Source organism: Streptomyces sp. NPDC040410 (assembly GCF_055595715.1).
In genome coordinates, this window is record NZ_JBVIVK010000035.1 from 1 (window position 1) to 20,598 (window position 20,598).

General features: G+C 69.6%; 17 protein-coding genes. 2 read left to right on the plus strand and 15 right to left on the minus strand.

All coding sequences use genetic code 11. The annotated features are described in order from the left end of the window. The first annotated feature begins 181 nt into the window (after positions 1-181). The gene (locus ACZ562_RS36140) at positions 182-3,211 is read left to right on the plus strand and encodes a Tn3 family transposase (protein ID WP_471188426.1); all 3,030 of its coding nucleotides are present in this window, start codon (positions 182-184) and stop codon (positions 3,209-3,211) included. Between the two features lie 239 nt (positions 3,212-3,450). On the opposite strand, the gene ACZ562_RS36145 is transcribed toward ACZ562_RS36140, so the two are convergent. Both ACZ562_RS36145 and ACZ562_RS36150 read right to left on the minus strand, forming a co-directional pair. Beyond that, positions 3,451-3,651, minus strand: a complete 201-nt coding sequence (locus ACZ562_RS36145; RefSeq protein WP_471188428.1) for a hypothetical protein — start codon at positions 3,649-3,651, stop codon at positions 3,451-3,453. A gap of 181 nt (positions 3,652-3,832) precedes the next feature. Continuing rightward, positions 3,833-5,896: a hypothetical protein gene (locus ACZ562_RS36150; protein WP_471188430.1), complete on the minus strand. Its 2,064-nt coding sequence runs from the start codon at positions 5,894-5,896 to the stop codon at positions 3,833-3,835. A gap of 947 nt (positions 5,897-6,843) precedes the next feature. Here ACZ562_RS36150 and ACZ562_RS36155 point away from each other — a divergent pair. Next, positions 6,844-7,911, plus strand: coding sequence for a tyrosine-type recombinase/integrase (locus ACZ562_RS36155; RefSeq protein ID WP_471188432.1), 1,068 nt, complete (start codon positions 6,844-6,846; stop codon positions 7,909-7,911). 203 nt (positions 7,912-8,114) lie between these two features. Here the strand turns inward: ACZ562_RS36155 and ACZ562_RS36160 are convergent, their stop codons facing one another. From ACZ562_RS36160 to ACZ562_RS36220, 13 genes are all read right to left on the minus strand, one after another. After that, positions 8,115-9,098 carry a class I SAM-dependent methyltransferase gene (locus ACZ562_RS36160; protein ID WP_471188435.1) on the minus strand — a complete coding sequence of 328 codons (984 nt, stop codon included), beginning with the start codon at positions 9,096-9,098 and terminating at the stop codon, positions 8,115-8,117. Then, positions 9,092-9,769 (minus strand): class I SAM-dependent methyltransferase, encoded by a 678-nt coding sequence (locus tag ACZ562_RS36165; protein WP_471188437.1) that lies wholly within the window; start codon positions 9,767-9,769, stop codon positions 9,092-9,094. The genes ACZ562_RS36160 and ACZ562_RS36165 overlap by 7 nt, the downstream gene beginning before the upstream one ends. Before the next feature lie 59 nt (positions 9,770-9,828). Continuing rightward, positions 9,829-10,629 carry a glycosyltransferase family 2 protein gene (locus ACZ562_RS36170; RefSeq protein ID WP_471188440.1) on the minus strand — a complete coding sequence of 267 codons (801 nt, stop codon included), beginning with the start codon at positions 10,627-10,629 and terminating at the stop codon, positions 9,829-9,831. A 28-nt stretch (positions 10,630-10,657) separates the two neighbouring features. Continuing rightward, entirely contained in the window at positions 10,658-11,764 is a 1,107-nt protein-coding gene (locus ACZ562_RS36175) for a right-handed parallel beta-helix repeat-containing protein (RefSeq protein ID WP_471188444.1), read from the minus strand. Positions 11,765-11,769: 5 nt separating this feature from the next. Then, on the minus strand, positions 11,770-13,350 hold the full coding sequence (locus tag ACZ562_RS36180; RefSeq protein ID WP_471188446.1) for an oligosaccharide flippase family protein: 1,581 nt from the start codon (positions 13,348-13,350) through the stop codon (positions 11,770-11,772). After that, on the minus strand, positions 13,313-14,185 hold the full coding sequence (locus ACZ562_RS36185) for a Wzz/FepE/Etk N-terminal domain-containing protein (RefSeq protein WP_471188449.1): 873 nt from the start codon (positions 14,183-14,185) through the stop codon (positions 13,313-13,315). Before ACZ562_RS36185 ends, ACZ562_RS36180 begins: the two co-directional genes overlap by 38 nt. Before the next feature lie 51 nt (positions 14,186-14,236). Then, positions 14,237-15,352, minus strand: a complete 1,116-nt coding sequence (wecB, locus tag ACZ562_RS36190; protein WP_471188452.1) for a non-hydrolyzing UDP-N-acetylglucosamine 2-epimerase — start codon at positions 15,350-15,352, stop codon at positions 14,237-14,239. A gap of 3 nt (positions 15,353-15,355) precedes the next feature. Then, positions 15,356-16,615 carry a nucleotide sugar dehydrogenase gene (locus ACZ562_RS36195; RefSeq protein WP_471188454.1) on the minus strand — a complete coding sequence of 420 codons (1,260 nt, stop codon included), beginning with the start codon at positions 16,613-16,615 and terminating at the stop codon, positions 15,356-15,358. After that, on the minus strand, positions 16,615-17,385 hold the full coding sequence (locus ACZ562_RS36200) for a WecB/TagA/CpsF family glycosyltransferase (protein ID WP_471188456.1): 771 nt from the start codon (positions 17,383-17,385) through the stop codon (positions 16,615-16,617). The genes ACZ562_RS36195 and ACZ562_RS36200 overlap by 1 nt, the downstream gene beginning before the upstream one ends. Continuing rightward, entirely contained in the window at positions 17,382-18,554 is a 1,173-nt protein-coding gene (locus ACZ562_RS36205) for a hypothetical protein (protein WP_471188459.1), read from the minus strand. The genes ACZ562_RS36200 and ACZ562_RS36205 overlap by 4 nt, the downstream gene beginning before the upstream one ends. A gap of 258 nt (positions 18,555-18,812) precedes the next feature. Next, positions 18,813-19,412, minus strand: coding sequence for an acyltransferase (locus ACZ562_RS36210; protein ID WP_471188462.1), 600 nt, complete (start codon positions 19,410-19,412; stop codon positions 18,813-18,815). After that, entirely contained in the window at positions 19,409-19,846 is a 438-nt protein-coding gene (locus ACZ562_RS36215; RefSeq protein ID WP_471188464.1) for a sugar nucleotide-binding protein, read from the minus strand. The genes ACZ562_RS36210 and ACZ562_RS36215 overlap by 4 nt, the downstream gene beginning before the upstream one ends. 288 nt (positions 19,847-20,134) lie before the next feature. Then, complete coding sequence (locus ACZ562_RS36220; protein ID WP_471188467.1) at positions 20,135-20,458, minus strand: sugar phosphate nucleotidyltransferase; 324 nt, start codon at positions 20,456-20,458, stop codon at positions 20,135-20,137. Between the last annotated feature and the right edge of the window lie 140 nt (positions 20,459-20,598).

Consider the following 20,598-nt stretch of genomic DNA (forward strand, 5'->3'; position numbering starts at 1 on the left):
CCGCAGAGACCGTGGGTTTCCGATGAACGTCCCTCAGTCACGCTGAACCCACGGCCGTCGTGCCGGTAAGAACTCTGTCACCAGCCGCAAACGGCAGTGATCTTGTGGGTGTCACCCGTGTGGGTGAGTCCTGGGTCGTACAGCTGCGCGGGATGAATACCCGAGAGGACGATCGACGACCGTGGCCCGTACCCCTTTGGACCTGGACGACCTGGTCGAGCACTGGACGCTATTGAAGGACGAGCAGGGGCTCGTGTCCGGCAAGCGCGGTGCGACGCGACTGGGCTTCGCCGTGTTGCTGAAGTTCTACACACAGTACGGCCGGTTTCCCCGGGGCCGGTTCGAGCTGCCGGGCGAGGCGGTGGAGTTCGTCGCCCGGCAGGTACAGGTACCCGCGTCCGAGCTGGACGCGTATGAGTGGAGCGGTCGGACGGTCGAATATCACCGTGCGCAGATCCGTGGGCACTTGGGCTTTCGTGAGTGCAGCGTTGCGGACGCGGACAAGTTGGCGGCCTGGCTTGCCGAGCACGTCGCGTGCAAGGAGCGGCGGCCGGAGCAGGTGCGGGTGGGGCTGCTGGCCCGTTGTCGTACGGAGTGCATCGAGCCGCCCACCCCGGGGCGGTGTGACCGGATCGTGGGGGCGGCGCTGCGGGCCGCCGAGGAGACTCTGACGGCGCGGATCTCAGCAAGGCTCACGGTGGAGAGCACGGAGCGGATCGTGGCCCTGGTCGCTGGCGCCGACCAGGACGACGGCGCGGTGCCCGGTGATGCCGGTGTAGGTGAGGGCGAGGACGGTGTGCCGGTCCTGAGGAAGATCAAGGAGGCTCCGGGCAACGTCAGCCTGGAGACGATGCTCACCGAGATCGACAAGCTGCTGGCGGTCCGGGCGGTCGGGCTGCCTGCGGATCTGTTCGCGGACGTCGCGCCGAAGGTGGTGGCCGGCTGGCGGGCGCGGGCCGCAGTGGAGTCCCCTTCCCATCTGCGCACGCACCCGCTGCCGTTGCGGGTGACGCTGTTGGCCTCGCTGCTGCACGAGCGGGAGCGGGAGATCACCGACACGCTGGTGGAGCTGCTGATCTCCACGGTGCATCGGATCGGCGCGCGGGCGGAGAAGAAGGTTACCGAGCAGTTGGTCAACGCGTTCAAGAAGGTGTCGGGCAAGGAGAGCATCCTCTTCAAGCTCGCTGAGGCGTCGATCGGTGAGCCTGAGGGCACGGTCCGGGAGGTCGTCTACCCGGCGGTGTCCGGCGGTGAGCAGACGCTGCGGGAGCTGGTGCACGAGTTCAAGACCCGTGGTCCGGTCTACCGGCGCACGGTGCAGACCACGTTGAAGGCGTCCTACACCAACCACTACCGGCGTGGGCTGATCAGGCTGCTGGACGTGCTGGAGTTCCGTTCGTCCAATCACACCCACCGACCGGTGGTCGAGGCCCTGGTGCTGGTGGCGCGGTACGCGGCGGCGGGCAACACCACGTACTACCCGCTGGGCGAGACCGTGCCGGTGCACAGGGCGATGGGCGGGGACTGGGCGGAGGTCGTCCACCGCACCGACAAGCGAGGCCGGCGCCGGGTGGTGCGCATGGTCTACGAGGTCGTCGCCTTCCAGGCCCTGCGCGACCAGCTCAAGTGCAAGGAGATCTGGGTCATCGGCGCCGACAAGTGGCGCAACCCTGATGAGGACCTTCCCCAGGACTTCGCCGAGAGGCGCGAGGAGAACTACCGCGAGCTCCGCAAGCCGCTGGACGCGGCCGACTTCGTCGACGAGCTGCGCGAGCAGATGACCACCGAGCTGACGCTGCTGAACGACCAGATGCCGCGGTTGAGCTGGCTGGACATCGCCGAGCGCAAGTCCGGCGCGATCCGGCTAACGCCGGCCGAGGCCCAGCCCGAGCCGCGCAACCTGCGCAGGATCAAGGCCGAGGTGCAGAGGCGTTGGGGCATCGTGCCGCTCGTCGACATGCTGAAGGAAGCCGTGCTGCGGACCGGCTGCCTGGACGCGGTCACCTCCGTCTCTGGCGGGGGCAGCCTGTCGGTGGAGGTCCTGGCCGAGCGCCTGCTGCTGGTCATCTACGCGTACGGCACGAACACCGGCATCAAGGCCGTCGCCTCCGGCGGCCACGGCCACACCGAGGACGAACTGCGCTACGTGCGGCGCCGGCACCTGTCGGCGGAGGCCGCCCGCGCCATCGCCGTCCAGATCGCGAACGCCACCTTCGCCGCCCGCAGCACCGAGTTGTGGGGCCAGGGCTCGACCGCGGTCGCCTCCGACTCCACGCACGTGCGCGCCTACGACCAGAACCTGTTCACCGAGTGGCACTCGCGCTACGGCGGCCGCGGGGTGCTCATCTACTGGCACGTGGAGAAGAAGTCCCTGGCCATCCACTCCCAGCTGATCAACTGCACCGCCTCCGAGGTCGCCGCGATGATCGAAGGCGCCATGCGGCACGGCACCACCATGGACGTCGAGGCCAACTACACAGACTCGCACGGCCAGTCGGAAATCGGGTTCGGCATCACGAGGCTGCTGAACTTCGACCTGCTGCCGCGCATCAAGCGGATCAACAAGGTCAAGCTGTACCGGCCCGTGGCCGGCGAACCGGACGCGTACCGGCAGCTGACCCCGGCGCTGACCCGCCCGATCCGCTGGGAACTCATCGCCCAGCAGTACGACCAGATGATCAGGTACGCGACCGCGATCCGCACCCGCACCGCATCCACCGAGGCGATCCTGCGCCGCTTCACCCGCAACGCCTCCCACCCCACCTACGCGGCGATGCTGGAGGTCGGCCGCGCGCAGAAGACCATCTTCGTGGCCCGCTACCTGCGGCTTCGGGACCTCCAGCGGGAGATCGAGGAGGGCCTGAACGTGATGGAGTCCTCCAACGGCGCGAACTCCGTCATCGCCTATGGCAAGGGCGGGGAGATCGCCTCGAACCGGCGCGACGAGCAGGAGATGTTCGTCCTGTGCCTGCGCATCCTGCAATCCGCGCTGGTCTACGTGAACACCCTGATGCTCCAGGACATCCTCGGCGAACCGAGGTGGACCGAGGTTCTCACGCCTGCCGACCGCCGCGGCCTGACCCCGCTGTTCTGGTCCCACGTACGCCCGTACGGCGAGGTGAACCTCGACATGGGCGCCCGCCTCAACCTCGCTGCGGCCTCCGTACCGGGCCCCGGGCACCGGCCGACCAGACCGCGCGAACCACCGTAAAAAATGAATGAACCCGCGCCAGTACAGCGCTGCGGGCGGGCCGCGCCAGCGTCTGGCGTGGCGCGACCTCGACACGCGGCTGCCCCGGGCTCGTGCCTGGGCCACCATGCTGGCCTCTCTGGCCTGAAGTCCCAGCTCGGGCACCCGAGAACAAGTAACCCGCCGGTAGGTTCCGGATGTTCAGCGATGGCAGCGGGCCCGACTTGGTCAGCTCCCAATTCAGTGGGGTCGGGGGCAGGTCAGCAGTGGGCCAGCACCGCCACCTCCCGGCCGAACCCGAGCACCAGCCAACCGTCCGAAGTGATGGCCACCGCGTTCACCTCAGCGGGGAACATCAACTCCGGTTCGTCTGGTCGGCCGGTGGCCAGGTCCCACACCCGCACCGTCTCGTCACCGCCGGTGACGGCGACCGGTCGGCCGTCCACCACAGCCGTCGCCACCGCACACACCGCACCGGCTGGGTCCTTCCTTCGTTCCCGTAGCTCCTTGCCACGAGGCGTCAACAACGTCATGTCCTGCAGCGTCCCGCCCGCGCGGGCAGAGTCACCTTGAGGAGGGATTGGGTCTCCAGGGCACGCTCTTTGAGGTAGCAGGGGTCCGCGACCCGCAGGGTTGCGCTGGTCATCTCGAAGGTCCCACGTCGTACCTGGTGCCCGCCGGGATGGCACCACCGTGGTCGAGGAGGAGGGCGAGGTCGGTACATCCCAGGTAGACCGGCTTGCGCCACCCGATATTGATCGACAGCCCCGCGTCGTCCGCGACCTGATAAAGCCGCTCCGCCCAGAAGGCCTCAGCCCGTTCTGCGTCATCGGAGCGGGTCGCCAGGGCGTGCAGGCGATGGTCGGCCGACGGCGGCAGGTCCCGCAGCACACGGCCGATGGCCCGGCCCTGTTCGATAAGGAAGCGCTGGCGGGTGCAGAGGCTTCCTGGGCGCAGGCCGGGCAACTCCCAGCCGAGTACCGTCTCGCTGATCTCCACGGCATCGAACAACGGCCGCACGACCCGTTCCGCGGCCTCCCGGTCGAGGACGCACAAGCCTGCGAGCCGATCTGCCGCCGCCACCACGGCTTGTGCCACACCGAGTATCTGGAGCAGGTCGTGGGGATCGCATGTGTCGTCGGTCAGCGGCTCCCCGATCTTGACCCTGCTTCCGACAGGTACGCGCAGCGCCCTGCCGTCGAGTAGGCCGAAAAGCCATCCTTCCCGATCTCCCGACGAGCACATGACAGCCCCGCCTGCCGTCAGTGACCTCCTGACCGCCGCGTAACCGTCCCCGGGAGTGGCTTCCTCGGTGAGCAGATAGCCCCACCCCGCCTGGCTCAGATACCCGGTCATAGGCGCGATCCAGGCGGCTCGCTCAGGCTGGTTCGCTCGGAGGATGCCCGCCACCGCCTCGGGTTCCTTCGTCGTCGCCACCGACCGTACGAGCCGCTCGGCGTCCTGCGCCGACACACCGGACCCCGTCAGAACGCGCGTCAGGTCATCCAGGAGTGAGGGCGACAAACCTGACTCATCGGCAACGACCTGCCCCCGCAGGAGATTCGGCGGCACCGGCTCATCGGACACGTCCTGACATGTTTCCTGCGTGACCGTTCGCCGGTTCTTCCGGCCGTCCATACGGAGGGTCCACACATGACCGCCGTTCCCGGAGCCGGAAGCGGTGTACCAGGTGCCGCCGCCCAGTGCGGTGGGCTGGCTGGTCACCGTGAAGGGGTACCTGATCTGCTCGGGAAACTGTGCCTGGGAGGCGTCGACCAGCCAGTGCCGGCCGTCGACGGTCCCGGTGATCACGGTGGTCTCGTCCAGGAATCCCCCTGCCTGGTCCCAGCAGGGTCCGTCCTCGTTGTCACCCGGCTCCACATCCGGGTGGCGTGGAGCGGTGGGGGCGAACACCTCTGCGATCACGGAGTGGTCCCGGGCATCCTGAACTTCGAGGGAGTCCTCAACGTGGTTCACGGTCAGCAGTCGACTGCCCGACGGGCTTACTCCGACCACATCCTGATCATCCAAACACTCCACCGCCAGGTTCAGGCCATCCCAGCGCCCCCAGTGCACCATGGGTCCATAGGGCCCGTTACCGCTCAGCCCCATCTGGCGGGGGTCCGGGTGGGGCACATGGGTGCTGCCGAGAAGGTCCGCCCCGATCTCCGTACGCGCCAGCACCCGCCCGTCTGCAGTGTCCAGTAGCAGCCACTCGTCCACCGCACCCCGGGCCGGACCCGGTTCTGGCAACGGTCCCATCACATACGCCCACACCAGTCGTCCGTCCGCCGAGAAACCGGCCGATCCCGAAAGTGCAAAGGAGTGGTCCTGGCTGCCCGCGTACTCGTCGAAGGACAGGTGCATCTCCTGGCAGGCCCACTGCCAGCAGCCGTGCCGGAGCTCCCAGCGGACCTTTCCCGACGGCTCCACCGCCCGAAGCGCGTGCACGCCCGCGAAGACGGCCAGGCTCCGGTCCGGAGCCACCGCGCAGGTTCCGTACCGTCGTGGCCAGGGAGCCGGAAACCGAACCGCTGCCTGCTCGGCCTGTGCCGGCGCTCCGCCCACACCGCAGACCACCAACTCCCGGTCGCTGCGCTGCCCGAGCATCATGCGTCCTGGCCGGCCCTCCAGGACCGGTGCGTCGGCCTGCGACGAGGGCAACGGGGCGGTCACTGTGGCAAGCAGTCGAGCCGTAGCAGGCATGTGAAACTCCGAGGGTTGAGGTGAATTTTGTGAACACTACGACGCGGCACAGACAACGCTGGCGCCCATAGCTCCGCCGAGCGATGATCGGCAGTTCCGACAGGGGCAGAGGTCGAACGCGAGGAGTTCAAGGTCGATGAACTGAACTTCCAGGGCGGCGTCATCGGCGGGCTTGCGATCAATGGGGCAGCGGTTCGCAGCCAGGCGTCAAACCGCAATGTGCTCGTCTCAACGGGGGGTCAGGACCGCGACCTCCCAGCCGAACCCAGCCACGAACTGGCCATCGGGAGTGAGGGCCACCGCATGGACCGGCGCGGGGAACACAAGCTCCCGCCCGACCTGTCGCGCCGGCCGCGACCGGTCGGCCGTCCACCACAGCCGTCGCCACCGCGGACACCGGGTAGTTGTGGCCGGTGAGGGTTTCGCCGACGGGCCGGCCGGTGGCCAGGTCCCACACACCCGCACCGTCCTGCCGGGGCCTCCGGTGACGGCGACCGGGCGGCCCTCCACCACGGTTGTCGCCACCGCCCACACCGCAACCCCGGATCCTCCAGTCGCCCATCTACTTCGGCGGATTGCACCCCGGCAGCGTCAACACGCAGGTCATCAGACATACCCGCATCCAACCAGCCCCCACCGACACATCCCCCCGGCCCAGCACCCGCACCACACGATCAAGTAGTCAGTTGCGTAGCCTCACGGAGAAAGTCCCCACAGTCCCAGCCCGGACAAGACTCGTCCCAGGCCCCGCATCTCACCAGATCAAATCAGGCGGGTCTTTGTCGGCCCTCTATCGCTCGGCAGGCCGCCAGGACGGTACCGCGGTAAATACCGGATTTACTGCGGCAGAGCCCCTACCGTGATCACAGCGACCTGCGGCGGGGTGATCCGGCCGCAGGAGCGAGGTGTACGCATTTACTGCGGCAGGGTCGGAGGGTGGAGCAGGCATGGCGATCGAACCAGTGACCGAACTCTGGAGCGGAGGCGCACTCCGGCTGCCGCGCGCCCGGGTCGCGCCCCTGTCCGCCCCGCCGTCGTCGTACACCGCAGCAGTCGAGCAGTACCTCACCGGCGCGGGGATCGCGAAGTCCTCCGCGAGGATCTACCGGATCTCGCTGACGACGTGGGGGTGGATGCTCGCCGGCGAACCGGCGCCGACCGGCCCCGCCCGCCGGGGTGCGAAGCCGCCCGTCTTCCCCGTCGCCGCGATCGACGACCCGGCGCTGCCGGAGGTGCTGGCCGAGCTGGCGGCGGCGCGGGCGGACGAGATGGACACCGACACCGTCAACCGGGAGCTGTCCATCGCGCGCAAGGCGATCGGCTGGTGGCAGCGCCAGGGCTGGATCGAAGGCGATCCGACGATCGGCATCGAGCGGCGGCCGGCGCCGCCGGACCGCACCAAGGCCTTGGCGGAGAACCAGATCGCCGCCCTGTGGCGCCTGGACGTCGCCCTGCGGGAGAAGACGCAGTGGAAGATGCTCTACGAGTCGGCGGCGCGGGCCGATGAGGTGCTGTGCCTGAACGTGGAAGACCTGTACCCGCAGGACAAGCGCGGGAAGATCACCGCGAAGGGCGGGGCGACGGAGTGGATTCACTGGCAGTCCGGCACCGCCCAGCTGCTGCCCCGCCTGATCGCCCGCCGTACCCGCGGTCCGCTGTTCCTCACCGACCGCAAGGCCCCGGCCGGAACGCCGACGCTGGACATGTGCCCGGAGACCGGCCGGGCCCGGCTCTCCTACCGCCGGGCTGAGGAGATCTTCGAGGAGAACACCCGGCTGCTGGCCAACCCGCTCGCCTCGCCCGAGGACATCGAGGACCTGGACGGCTGGACACTCCACCGGCTACGCCACAGCGCCCTGACACACGACGCCGAGGACGGAACCTCCACCCCGATGCTGCTGGCCCGTTCCCGCCACGCCTCTGTCCGCTCCCTGGAGCGGTACGCCCGTCCCGGAGTCGACGCGGTCGCCCGGCACGTCGGGGAACGCGACCCCGCCGCACGTCGCCGCACGTGACACCCATCGTTTGCGGCTGGTGACAGCGTTCCTACTGGCACCCCAAGTCCGCTGCGGTTCGGCGGTGCCCCGTAGGCGCGGGCTTGTATCGATGTGCGGCTCCGCCGCGTGGGCGCGACCAGCCACGATGGTGCCGCGGACGATCGACGGCGCACCTCGCGGCCCCGCGGCGGAGCCGCACATCGGCACAGCCAGCGGAGCGCTCAGCGCGCGCTCCGTGGGCGGCAGACCATGGCGGTGAAGTCGTGCCCCACATCCGGCAGTGCCGCGTCCTCGGCGGCAAAGCACCGCTCCAGCAGCGCCAGCGTCTCCGGCTCCTGGTCACGGAAGTTGTGCGCGATCCCGGAGAACGCGATGTGCAGCACCGTGCCCCCGTACGGCCGTTCCTCGACGACCTCGAAATGGCGCCGCAGGCCCGGCAGCAGCGCCGCCGCGTCGACCGCCTCCGAGGGGTCGTCCAGCACCATCGACAGTCTGCTGGGCCGCACGACACGGCGTTTGATCCTGCCGTCGGCCAGCCGTCGGCGCTCCTCGGGGAGCTGGACCAGCAGCGCGTTCGCCGCGTCCAGTTGGCCGTCGGTCCACTGGAACCGGGTGGGGCCGACGAACTCGTCGATCACGAACATCCCGCCGGGCTCGATCAGTTGGGACAGCCGCGGCAGGGTCTCGTCGAGGTCGTCGAAATGGTGCAGCGACTGCAGGCCCAGCAGCACGTCGAAGCGTTCCCCGTCGCTGGTCATCCGGTTGACGTCGGTGACCCGGAAGCGCAGGACGTCGGCGAGACCGTTCTCGGCGGCGGCGCGGGTGGCGAAGTCGATCCGTTGCTGCGCCACGTCCACGCCCTCCAGGAGACCGAACGCACCGGTCTTCGCCCAGAGCAGCTCGTTTCCGCCGGTGCCGCATCCCAAGGACAGTCCGCGCAAACCGGTGCGCGGCGCGAAGTGCTCGGCGGCCACGTACTCGGGAAACGAGGTGTCAGCGTCGCCGGTCATCAGCAGATTCCACCGCTTGACGACCGCTGGTATCGCCCACCACTCGGTCAGCGACGGATCGACCTGAGACCAGTGCTGGACCACCCGGGCGCCACCGCGTACCCGCAGCTTGGCCAGCACCGGATCGAGTTCCAGCCGCCGCACCTTGCGCAGCAGCCGGTCCGCGTCATGTCTGTTGATCAGGTTGTTCAGCACGCGAGCTCCGTTCGTACGGCTGTCAGCGACTTCGTCGCACCGAGCACCCGCTCGCTGAGGAGCACGGATCCGGGGAACAGGTAGCGCATCTCGGAGCGTGTCAGCAGCTCGATGTTGATCACGGCGTTCATCGCCGACTCCGGGCTGTCGGGACGGCTGTGGACGAGCGGCCAGTGCCTCACCAGACGTGCCCTGGCGGCCAGTGGCAGGAACTGGAAGCCGGGCGCCACGAAGTGCGGCTCGACCGGGAAGTAGCGGTACGGCGTCTGGATCCAGTGCAGCGGCGCCAGGGACTCGACGGCGGCGACGAACCGGCGGCGCTGGCTGTGGCCGCCCACGTGCTCGATGGTCGAGTTGGAGAACACCAGGTCGTAGCCACCGTGGCTGCTCAGTTCGGCGGCGACCGCCGGGTCGGTGACGTCGGCGACCTCCGCGGTGATCCAGTCGGGCAGTTCGGCGGGATGTTCCTCCAGGTTGATCAGGTGGACGTGCTTGGCGCGCACCGGTGCACGCAGCCACATCTCGGCCGTCCCGCCCAGGTCCACGACGCTCATGCTCTCGATGCCGGGGAAGCAGCGTTGGAACCTTTCCCAGCGGGCGATGCGGAGTCGTTCGCCCAGCGAGCCGGGCGCGTCGACGAATCTGTTTCTGAGGGCGCGGGATCGGGGCACGGGATCAACCACCTGTGGTCGGAACGGAAGGGGAGCAACGGTACGCGGAGCCGGCCGCTTCAACTGGGCTGTGACCATTGGGTGTAGAAGCTGGCGGGGTTCATCAGGTACCGGACGGTGGGGTGCGGCACATGGAGCACCCGGTGCCTGCGGCCGTACCGGCGGATCAGCTCCCAGTCCTCACGGGGCAGCACCTCCGGTGTCCGGCGCAGGCGGCTGAAGTGCAGTGAGCGATTGCGGCGGGCGACGAAGGCGTTGGTGTCCAGGAAGGACTCGCGGGCGGCCCGGCGCCTGTCGTAGGGCACCGACAGGACGTCGCGCTCGCTTCCGTCGGGCAGGACGCGGCGCAGCGCCGTGTAGACGCCGTCGGGGCCGCCGGGTGACTCCAGCACTTCCAGCGCCCGGGCGAGGTGGTCCGGCTCCCACAGGTTGTCGTCGTCCAGGAACGCCACATAGCGGGACCGTGTGAGCCGGATCCCGACGTTGCGGACGACTCCGGCGGTGCCGGTGTTGATCGCCAGTGAAACGGCGAACAGCCTTGGGTCGTCGGGTAGTTCGGGAAGCCCGGCGCCGTCGTCGACGACCATGACGACCTGGTCGCGTACGCTCTGCGCCAGGGCCGAGCGCACCGCGGCGCGCAGCGCCTCGGGGCGGCGGTGGGTGGCGATCACCGTGGCGACCAGCGCCGACGGCCGGGACGGGAGGCCGGCCGCGAGCCGTCGGGTCTCGGCGTTCTCGACGCGGCGGAGCCTGATCGCGGAGGGGGCCAGCACGATCTTGTTCCTGGCCTCGAAGAGCACCAGCCAGCCGAACGCCGCCTTGAGCAGCGTCCAGGGCGCGCGCGCGACCCGACGCATCATGTGGTTGCCTCCCGGTCGGGTGCCCCGCTCACGAGGACGGCTCGGGGTGGATCAGGCGGCCGTCGGACATCCTGTTGTTGCGCCACACGTTTCCGGTGCCGCCCTCGTTCCAGTGGGCGACGACGCCGTATCCGCCGGAGGCGGGGTGGTACTGCGTCGAGAAGATGTTGTCGGTGACCTTGATCCCGGTGGCGCCCTTGTCACCGCCGTAGAGGGCGTACGCGCCGCCGGCCACCCAGTTGTGGTCCACGGTGACATTGCGAACCACTCCGGTGTCCGCGAACAGGCCGATGCTTCCCGAGGCACCCTGCTTGAGGCTGGTCGGGTTGAGCAGGGTGTTGTGGCGGATGATCAGATGCCCGGTGTTGCCGCCGCCGCTGATCACCGCGTTGGTGTGCTGCCACTCGCCGCCGAGGTTGATGAATGGCCTGATGTCGTGCACGTAGTTGTCGTGGATTTCGCCCTGGCCCATGGACAGGGCGTCGCCGAACACCGAGACGTCGCACCAGCCGACCTCGATGGAGCTGCCCCCCATGTTCGACACCGCGTAGTCCACGCCTCCGTTGTCCGGCCCCTTCCCGGGCACGGCGGTGATGGTGGAGTGCAGGACCCGCAGGCCGCTGTAGCCGGGGCGCAGGTTGATGCCCCACCAGTTGTCCGAGGTGATCTTGGTGTCGATGACGGTGACGTCGTTCGCGTAGATGTCGAGCGAGCCGGTGATGTCCCAGCCCCGGATGACGAGCCCGTCGGTACGGACGGCCATGTACCCGGTCTTGTGGGGCGTGAGGGGGATACGCGGACCGGTCGTTCCGGCGTCGGGGAAGCCGCAGGCGCCGGGAGAGGCGCAGGCGGTCCTGGCCGCGGGTTTGTCGGGCGCGCCGCTTGCGCCGGCCGTCACGGTGGGCTTCCGCGTCGGGGACGGCGAGGCGTCGGGGTGCCCCGTCGCCTGGCCGTCCGCGGTCGACGGACCGGCGGTCGGTGAGGCCGAGGAGCCGCTCGCGGGGCAGGTCAGCGCGTCGTCCGGGCAGTCCGGCAACGCGGACCGGTCCGATCCCGAGCAGGCCGCGCCGACGACCGCCAGTAAGGCTGCAAGCAGCAGCCCCGCGAGCGAGCTCCGGCCGATGCGCCGTGACATCCGGCTCACCTCATGTCCTGTTGGGTAGGCCGAACCGGTGCGGACGCCCGGTGCCGGCTGTGGGACCGGTCGCCGCGGCCGACGCCGCGCAGGAAGTCGCGGCTGGGCAGTACGCACACCGTGTAGCCGGCCAGGGCGATCGTGCCGATGGCGAGGAGCGCGAGCCGGCCGTCGCCGAACTGGCGCTCCAGGCCGAGGATGATCGCGGCCATCACGGCCCCGCCGAGGAAGGGCCACGCGCAGGCCCTGGCGATCCGGCCGACGCCGATGCCTCCACGGCTGAGCGCGACGAGGAAGACGGGCACCACCATGCCGCCCGCGACCAGGACATGGGCCTGTGAGACTCCGACAATGCCGTTCAGGCGGGCGGCGACGAGGAGCACCGGGATCAGGGCTGCCAGCCACAGGCCCTGGACCAGGAAGAGCGACCGGCGTTGTCCGATCGCGACCAGGCAGTCGTAGGCGAGTTCGCCGCCGATGCGGATCAGGCCGAGGGCCATCAGCCAGGGCAGTGCCGCGGCGGCGGGAGCCCACTGGCTCCCGTAGATCAGCTGGATGACCGGCCCCGCGAGGCCGGCCAGCAGCAGGCACAGCGGGACGGTGCCGGTGATCAGTACGCCCAGGGCGCGGCTGAAGCCCTGGGCGAGCGCCTGCGGCGAGTCGGCAAGGCGGGAGAATCCGGCGAAGGAGACCCTGCGAGCGGCCTCGGAGATGATCCGCACGGGCCAGCCGGAGATGTTGAAGGCGAGCACGTAGAAGCCCAGAGACACGTTGCCCAGCGTCGCGCCCACCACCATGGTGTCGACGTTGACCACCGCGAGGGCCAGCATGCTCGCGCCTGCCAGCGGAAGCCCGAACCTCAGCAGCGCCCGGGCCTGCCCGGGGTTCCAGCCGTATTTCAGGGTGCCCGGTGCGGCCAGCCAGCAGCCGATCAGCGTCACGATGTTCCCGGCCACGGCTCCCCAGGCGAAGCTCATCGCGCCCCAGCCGTCGAAGGCCAGCAGCAGCGTCACCGAGGTGCTCAGCACGAAGTTGAGCCCGTCGATGATCATCCGCTTGCCCTGGGCGAACTCACGGGTGAGGAAGCCGCCGGGCACCTGTGCTATGCCGTCGATCACCACGCACAGGCACATCACCCGCAGTACGCCCGCGGCGTCCGGCGAGCCCACCAGGCCGGCCACCGTCGGTGCCGCCGCGAACAGCGCCACGTACAGCAGGCCGCTGGAGAGGGTGCTGAGAGTCAGTACGGTAGGCGCGAACCGCCGCGCGTCCCCCTCCCAGCGCACGATGGCCAGGCCTACGCCCAGCTCGTTCGCGGACAGCAGGACCAGCAGCACGGTCTGGGCGATGCCGTACACGCCCCATTCCGCGGGGCCCAGGGCGAAGCGCGCCAGGACGATGCCGGTGGCGAAGTTGCCCAGGCGCATGACGACGGTGTTGATCAAACTCCATCGGGCCGCCGAACGGACCTTCCGGCCGAGGGAGGGAGATGCGGGGGGTGCGGGGTCGGGGGGTGCGGGAGCGGGAGGAGCGGGGGCGTCGCTCGTCTCACCGGTCTCGCTGTCCGGTGCGCGGGCGGTGTCCATGAGTCGACTCCTCGTCGAGCGGCTCGGCGGCGGACGCCACGGCCATGACGGGCCGTGGCGTGGGCTCTGCGGCGGCTGAACCGTCCTCGGCGGACCGCGACCAGCTGGGCGGCCGCCGGATGGCAAGCGTCCCTTCCACGACCGATTCCTCGGTCGAGGGGATGGGGGTGGTCGTCTCCTCCTCCGGCTCGGCGTGCCGGGCCTCCAGCTCGGGCACGGGCTCGGGCACGGGCTGGAGCGACCTCTTGCGCGCCTCGACGTAGAAGGCGGCGACCAGGGTGAGTACCAAGCCCAGACCCCCGGCCATGACCATGTACTCGAGCCGGGTCTTGGTCTGCGCCACCGGGTTCTGCGGGGCCACGATGGTCGTCATGCGGATCATGGCCTTCGGGGCGACCGACTGCTGCTCCTGGAACTGCTCGAGCCGCTCCTTGGCATACGCGGTCAGGACGCGGTTCGAGGACAGGGCGGCGGCCTTGTCGGTGCCGGTGACGGTGAGCCACATGAGCGGCCCCTGGGCGTTGTCGGCGAGTTTGGCCTCGAAAGTCCCGGTGGCCCCGCGGGACTTGAGCTCCCGGACGGAGTCGTCGGAGTTGAGGTTGCGGGCCAGGCTGTCGGCCATGCCGGTGAGCGAGGTCTGCGTGCTCAGGAAGGGGTTGCCGTCGTAGGCAACGGTGGCTTTCTGGGAGTTGAGGAGAACCACCGTGCTCTGCGACTGGTAGGTGACCGGAACCACCAGGGTCACGGCGACCGTCAGGCCAGCGGTCAGCAGCAGTCCGGGCAGCAGAACGTACCAGCGCCTGCACATGACACGGAAGATCTCAGCGAGATCCATGGTGGTCCCCCCTCGCGGCCCGACGCCCGACGAGCATATGTTGCAATCGGATCATATGAAGGGCGTTTGATCGGTCGGTCTCGGCCTCGTACCTGCGGTGCCTCCCTCCAGCAGCACGTCGGCGATCCGGTCGCTCGCGCGGCCGTCCCACAGTTCCGGCCGACGCGGCTCGGGAGGGCTGTCCAGCACCCGGTTCACGGTGGCCACGATCCGCTCCGGATCCCGGCCGCCCAGCACATTGGTGCCCTGCTCGACGGTGATGGGCCGCTCGGTGTTGTCCCGCAGGGTCACGCACGGCACGCCCAGCGCGGTGGTCTCCTCCTGTACGCCGCCCGAGTCGGTCAGCACGAGGCGGGCGGAGTCCTGCAGGGCGAGGAAGTCCAGGTATCCGGCGGGCGGCACGAGCCGGATGCCGCCGGGGACGCCGATGTCGGTCAACCGTTCGGACGCGCGCGGGTGCACGGGCAGCAGGAGCGGGCAGCGGCCGGCGATCTCGCTCAGGGCCTTCAGGAGCGCGGCGAGGACCCCGGAGTCGTCGACGTTGGCGGGGCGGTGCAGGGTGACCAGGCCGTACTCGCCCCTGATCAGGCCGTATCGGCTGAGGATGTCCGAGGCCCTGGCCCGCTCCAGGTTGGCCAGCAGCGTGTCGATCATGACGTTGCCGACGAGGTGGATCTGGTCGTCCCGGTACCCTTCCGCACGCAGGTTCTCGGCGGCGTCGGGCGAGGGGGCCAGCAGATAGTCGCTGACGCGGTCGGTGGCGACGCGGTTGACCTCCTCCGGCATGCTCCAGTCGCGGCTGCGCAGGCCGGCCTCGACATGGGCCAGCAGCGGCCCGGCCTTGGCGGTGACCAGGGCGCAGGCCAGCGTGGAGTTGATGTCGCCGACCACGACGACGATGTCCGGGGACAGCTGGCCGAGAAGCGGCTCGAACGCGGTCATCACGCGTCCGGTCTGCTCGGCGTGGGTACCTGAGCCGACCCCGAGGAAGCGGTCGGGCGGGCGGATGCCGAGGTCGGCGAAGAACACGTCGTTCATCGCCGGGTCGTAGTGCTGACCGGTGTGGACGAGGATCACCTCGGCGCCCCGGCGTTCCAGGGCGTCCATCACCGGTTTGATCTTCATGTAGTTGGGTCGCGCCCCGGCGACGCAGACGACTCGCGGCATGGCTCAGAGCACCTCGATCGTGGGTCCGGCCGACAGCCGCCGACGGCAGTCGAGAACGAAGGGGGCGTGTTCGGCTATGAGTTCGTAGTCGAAGCTGTCATGGTCGGTGAGCAGGACCACCACGTCGGCGGCCGCCAGCTCCTCCTGCGCCGGTTCGACCCGCACCAGCCGGGTGTCCACCGGCAGGCTTTCGACGACGTGCGGGTCCGCCGCCCTGACCTGGGCCCCCATGTCGAGCAGCAGTTGGGATATGCGCAGGGCGGGCGACTCGCGTGCGTCGCCGGTGTTCTTCTTGTACGCCAGGCCGAGCAGCAGGATGCGCGAGCCGTTCACGGAACGACGTCTTTCGTTGAACAAGTCACTGATGCGGCGCGCCACATACTCGGGCATGTGGTTGTTGATGTCGTTGGCCAGTTCCACGAAGCGGAAGCTCTGGCCGAGTTCACGCTGCACGCGCCAGGACAGATATGAGGGGTCGATCGGCAGGCAGTGGCCGCCAACGCCCGGTCCTGGCGTGAACTTCATGAAGCCGAAGGGCTTGGTGGAGGCGGCGTCGATGGCCTGCCAGACGTCGATGTCCAGGTGGTGGGCGAACATCGCGACCTCGTTGACCAGCGCGATGTTCACATGACGGAAGGTGTTCTCAAGGAGCTTGGCGAGTTCGGCCTCCTTGGGCGAGCTCACCGGCACGGTGGTGTCGACGAGCTGGGCGTAGAAGTCCTGGACGGCTTTGAGGGACGCCGCGTTGACGCCGGATACGACTTTCGGGGTCTCCTTGAAGCCCCATACGGCGTTTCCGGGGTCGATCCGCTCCGGGCTGTAGCCGAGGTGGAAGTCGGTGCCCGCGGTCAGGCCCGAGCCGTCCTCCAGGATCGGGGCGAACAGGTCCTGGGTGGTGCCGGGATAGGTGGTCGACTCAAGGACGACTGTGGCTCCGGGGCGCAGGTAGCGGGCAAGGGTGACCCCCGAGTCCTTGATGTAACGGAGATCGGGAGTGCCCTCGGCCAGCGGGGTCGGTACGGTCACGACGGCGACGTCGAAACCGCCGCAGTCGCGGGCCGATTCGCTCGGCCGGTACGCGCCGCGGTCCATTGCCGCGCGGATCCGCTCGGAGGAGACGTCCTCGACGAAGGACTCACCGGCGGCAAGGCTCTTGACCCGCCGGGAGTCGACGTCGTAGCCGATCACCTCGTGTCCGACCTCGGCGGCGCGGATGGCCAGTGGCAGGCCGACGTATCCCTGTCCGATCACGACGACGCGCATCAAAGACTCCTGTTCGCGGGAGCGGTCGACGGGGTGAGCCGGATGAACTCTCGCGCCGTCATGAGGACGAAGGCGGCATTGGTCGTGAGATAGCGCCGGCCCAGGCGGCGCGGCTCCTGCAGCGCGCGGTAGAGCCACTCGGCTCCCCACCGCTGCCAGGACTCGGGGGCCCGCTTGGTGACCCCGGCCAGGATGTCGAAGGAGCCGCCGACTCCGTGCACGAGGCGGGCGCCGGTGCGGGCGCCGTAGGCGGCGGTGAAGATCTCTTTCTTGGGCGAGGTCATGCCGAGGAACAGCATCTGGGCGCCGCTGTCGGCGATCGCGCCCGCTATGGCCTCCTGCTGGGAATCGTCGAAGTAGCCGTTCCGGCTGCCGGCCACCTTCAGGCCGGGAAAGCGGTCGGACACCCGGCGCAGCATCTGCTCCAGCACATCCTGTCTGGCGCCGAGGAAGTACACGGACATGCCTGCCGATTCCGCCTCGGCCAGCAGCCGCAGGAACAGGTCGATACCGGCCACCCGTTCCGGCAGCGGGGCGCGCAGTATCCGGCCGGCCCAGACCACGGCCTGTCCGTCGGCGAGGACCAGATCGCAGCCGGCCACCGCCTTCGCGAGCCGGTGGTCGCGCCGCATGTTCACCAGCTTCGCGGCGTTGACCACCCCGATCTCGAGCTGTCTGCCGTCCCGGACCGATTCGAGGCAGCGCTGTACGGTCTCGTCCATGGTCAGCGGGTCCAGCTCGATCCCGAACAGAGACTGACGCTCGTTCATATGCGGCCCCCCTGCCAGGCGTAGAGCATCCAGCCGAATTCGTACGGCCGGCATTCGCGGTCCACGGAGGCGGGGCGGTACACCCGGTCCAGGGACTTCAGCCGGATGTTCGGAGCGACTCGGGTGCCGAGTCCTCGGGCGGCGCGTACGGCCTTCTTCGGATCGCCCCGGTAGACCTTGCGCCAGGTGGCACCGAGCTCGTCGAGGATCAACGGCTCCTGGTTCTCCGGGCGGGCGGACAGTTCGGGGACGTCCGTCATCCAGCGCAGGCCCTTGCGGATCGACGCGCCGAAGTCGGTGCCGCCCGCGTCGGCAAGATCTAACAGGGCGGTCGGCGCCATCGCGTGCTGGTGGACGCTGTAGACCGGGTAGCCCTCCACGACACCGCCGGTGCGCGCGTCGTAGTGCCACCACCACTGTCCGCCGTCGCCCTGCAGCTCGCAGATGCGCGCCGCGCACGCCTCGGACGCGGCCAGCGCCTCCGGATCGCCGTCTCCGTCGCCGCTGGCGTGTGCGCGGGCCAGGGCCTGGAGCGGGTATGTCTGGTCGGCGAAGCAGCTCACGTGCGCCCGGTACCAGGGCACCAGGCCGGGCCCGGTGGCGTGCGGGAACAGCGGGCTGTCCCCGATCCGAGCCCGCAGCAGACGGTCGCGGGCCGCGGTGAGTCGTCTCTCCACATCGACCGTGCCTCGGGCCGCCGCGAGGGCGGACAGCACCCACGCCGCCTCGACCGTGTACTGCGGCCGGCCCTCCTCGTCCAGGGCTTCGACCCGCGCGAGGGCGTCGGACACCTTGGGGTGGCCGGTCTCGGCGGCGGCCCAGGCGATGAGCGCCGCGTCACCGAGGTTGGTCACCGCGGGCAGTGACTCGACCAGCAGACCCGTGAACTCCTGGGCGGTACGCCCTCCGAGCACCGCGCGCTGACGGTCCTCGGGGAGGAACCGGGCCCCCAGCGCGGTGATGGCCGCGTACCGGGTGCTGGTCCCGCGCCGCTCCAGGGTCCAGGAACCGTCGGGTGCCTTCCGCCCGGCCATGGTGAAGGGGAAGGCCTCTCCGCCGGGGAGCAGCATCGACGCAAGCCCCAACTCGGCCACCATGAGCAGTCGTTGGGCGAGCGACAGCAGCGGCTGCTCGTTGCGACCGAGCACCGCCAGACGTGTGATGGTCATCGTTTGGGCACACCAACCCCCCTGTGGGTCCTCTTTTTGAACAGCTCGTGATGGCCGCGCGGCTGATGGCCACGCGGCGGAAGGCAGACGTCAGGCGTCGGAGCGGTCGTCGCTCCTCGCTTCAGGCACAGGTGTCCCCACCCCGTACCCCCCCTGGGCACGACTGACTTGTGCACTCACTGTGCTCGGTCTGCACAGATCGCACACATGTTATGCCTGCAGATGTTCGAGGATCGGCGTTTTGAGGGAATCAGGGGGTCATGCGCGTTCGACGAGCTCGCCGTCCTTCTCGTCGTACAGCGCGCCCGTCTCGGGGCACTCCCATCCGCCCGACTCGCCTTCCCACGCGACCAGTCGAGCGCCTGCCCGGCCGACCCATCCGATCCGGCGCGCCGGAACGCCCGCCACGAGTGCGAAGTCCGGCACATCCCGGGTCACCACGGCACCCGCCGCGACCAGCGCCCAACGACCGACGCGTACCGGCGCCACACACACCGAACGTGCCCCCAGCGACGCCCCCTCGGCCACCACCACTGCCACGGCCTCCCAGTCGCCACCGCGCTTCAGCCGGCCCTCCGGGTCCACAGAACGGGGGAAGTAGTCGTTGGTGAGGACCGCCGCCGGGCCGACGAACACCCCGTCACCGAGCACGGCGGGTTCGTATACCAAGGCGTAGTTCTGAAGCTTCACGTTGTCGCCGATCCGCACCCCCGGACCGACATACGCTCCCCGGCCCACGATGCACCCGCTGCCCAGCCGGGCGTCCTCCCGTATCTGGGCCAGATCCCAGACCGTCGTCCCGTCACCGATCGTGGCCGTATCGTCGACCTGTGCGGTCGGCTGGATCTTGAAGCTCACCTGGCTGAACCTTTCCCTTCGTCGAGCAGAGCCGGTAACGCCGTCTCGAGCGCCTCGCGCCAGGGACGGACAGGTTCGATCCCCGCCCGGCACCGGCGCTCGCGTCCCGGGACGCTGCCCGCGGGGCGGGGAGCGGACCGCACGAAGGCGGTGCCGGTGGTCGGCCGGACGTGTCCGGGGTTGCGGTCGCCGAAGCGCCGGTCCGCGCCGAGCAGCCGGAGGCCCTCCGGTGCCAGGCCGGACCAGGTCATCTCCGTACCGCTCGTGCCGTGGCCGGCCCTGGCGGGCGCGGTGACGGCGAGGGCGGCCTGCCCGAGCCGTACCAGCCGGTCCGCGAGGTCCACCGTCCAAGTGGGCAGTCCGCGCTGGTCGTCGACCAGGTCGACACGTCGGCAAAGTCGGACGGCGTTCTTGACGGACTCGAGTCTGACCATCCTGCTGATGAGAGTCCCGCCCCCACTCCGTACAGCCAGGCCGTACGCACGGCATGGCCCGCGCCCGGCCCGCCCGCTCCCCCACCGGCTTGGTACGTCCGTATGTACTGCGCTGCGCGGTGCCGTCGAGGCGTCCTCCGGGTTCGGGCTGATGCAGTCGTCTGCGAACACGCAGTCCGTCGAGACCCGCGTCAGCCTGGCGTCGGCCCTCGCGCACGCCTCGACGAGGTGCCAGGGGCCCGCCGCCGTCCACCCGCGGGAACATCCGCCTCGCACGCCTCGTCGTCGTCAACGGCCGCCAACGCGGCCCGGTTGCCCTGGATTTGGGGCCGGTGCGCACCGACCGTGCCGTGCACCGTGCCGACGCCGGTGATGTCGAGACTGCCACGGGCCAGGCCGACGGCCTTCTCGCCGTCCCGGCGACGCGATGCCGGCCCCGGCGATCGCCTCCAGGGAGCAGAACGGCAGCGGCTTGTTCGCGACCGGTACAAGTCGGTTCGCCGATGTCCGGGACATGGGGCGCAAACGGGTACCTGAGCCACCAGACGACAAGAGTGCCTTCATGGACATCACCCTACTTACGCCGGACTCGCAGACGGGGGGATTCCGCATACCGTATGGCCCGTCCGGGACGGCCCAGTGTGCCGGCCACGGCCGGGTAAGCGGCGCAGGCCCGCCCCAGGGCCGGCGAACGGAGCACCGCGAAGTCGAAAGACGGCTGTAACTTCGCCAACTGTTGGTGTAGATGTGTC

Coding starts and splice junctions, on each gene's coding strand:
- ACZ562_RS36150 (WP_471188430.1), bottom strand. CDS start 5,896: ATGCCTGCTACGGCTCGACTGCTTGCCACAGTGACCGCCCCGTTGCCC.
- ACZ562_RS36155 (WP_471188432.1), top strand. CDS start 6,844: ATGGCGATCGAACCAGTGACCGAACTCTGGAGCGGAGGCGCACTCCGG.
- ACZ562_RS36170 (WP_471188440.1), bottom strand. CDS start 10,629: ATGATGCGTCGGGTCGCGCGCGCGCCCTGGACGCTGCTCAAGGCGGCG.
- ACZ562_RS36175 (WP_471188444.1), bottom strand. CDS start 11,764: ATGTCACGGCGCATCGGCCGGAGCTCGCTCGCGGGGCTGCTGCTTGCA.
- ACZ562_RS36180 (WP_471188446.1), bottom strand. CDS start 13,350: ATGGACACCGCCCGCGCACCGGACAGCGAGACCGGTGAGACGAGCGAC.
- ACZ562_RS36185 (WP_471188449.1), bottom strand. CDS start 14,185: ATGGATCTCGCTGAGATCTTCCGTGTCATGTGCAGGCGCTGGTACGTT.
- wecB (WP_471188452.1), bottom strand. CDS start 15,352: ATGCCGCGAGTCGTCTGCGTCGCCGGGGCGCGACCCAACTACATGAAG.
- ACZ562_RS36195 (WP_471188454.1), bottom strand. CDS start 16,615: ATGCGCGTCGTCGTGATCGGACAGGGATACGTCGGCCTGCCACTGGCC.
- ACZ562_RS36200 (WP_471188456.1), bottom strand. CDS start 17,385: ATGAACGAGCGTCAGTCTCTGTTCGGGATCGAGCTGGACCCGCTGACC.
- ACZ562_RS36205 (WP_471188459.1), bottom strand. CDS start 18,554: ATGACCATCACACGTCTGGCGGTGCTCGGTCGCAACGAGCAGCCGCTG.
- ACZ562_RS36215 (WP_471188464.1), bottom strand. CDS start 19,846: ATGGTCAGACTCGAGTCCGTCAAGAACGCCGTCCGACTTTGCCGACGT.
- ACZ562_RS36220 (WP_471188467.1), bottom strand. CDS start 20,458: ATGCGGAATCCCCCCGTCTGCGAGTCCGGCGTAAGTAGGGTGATGTCC.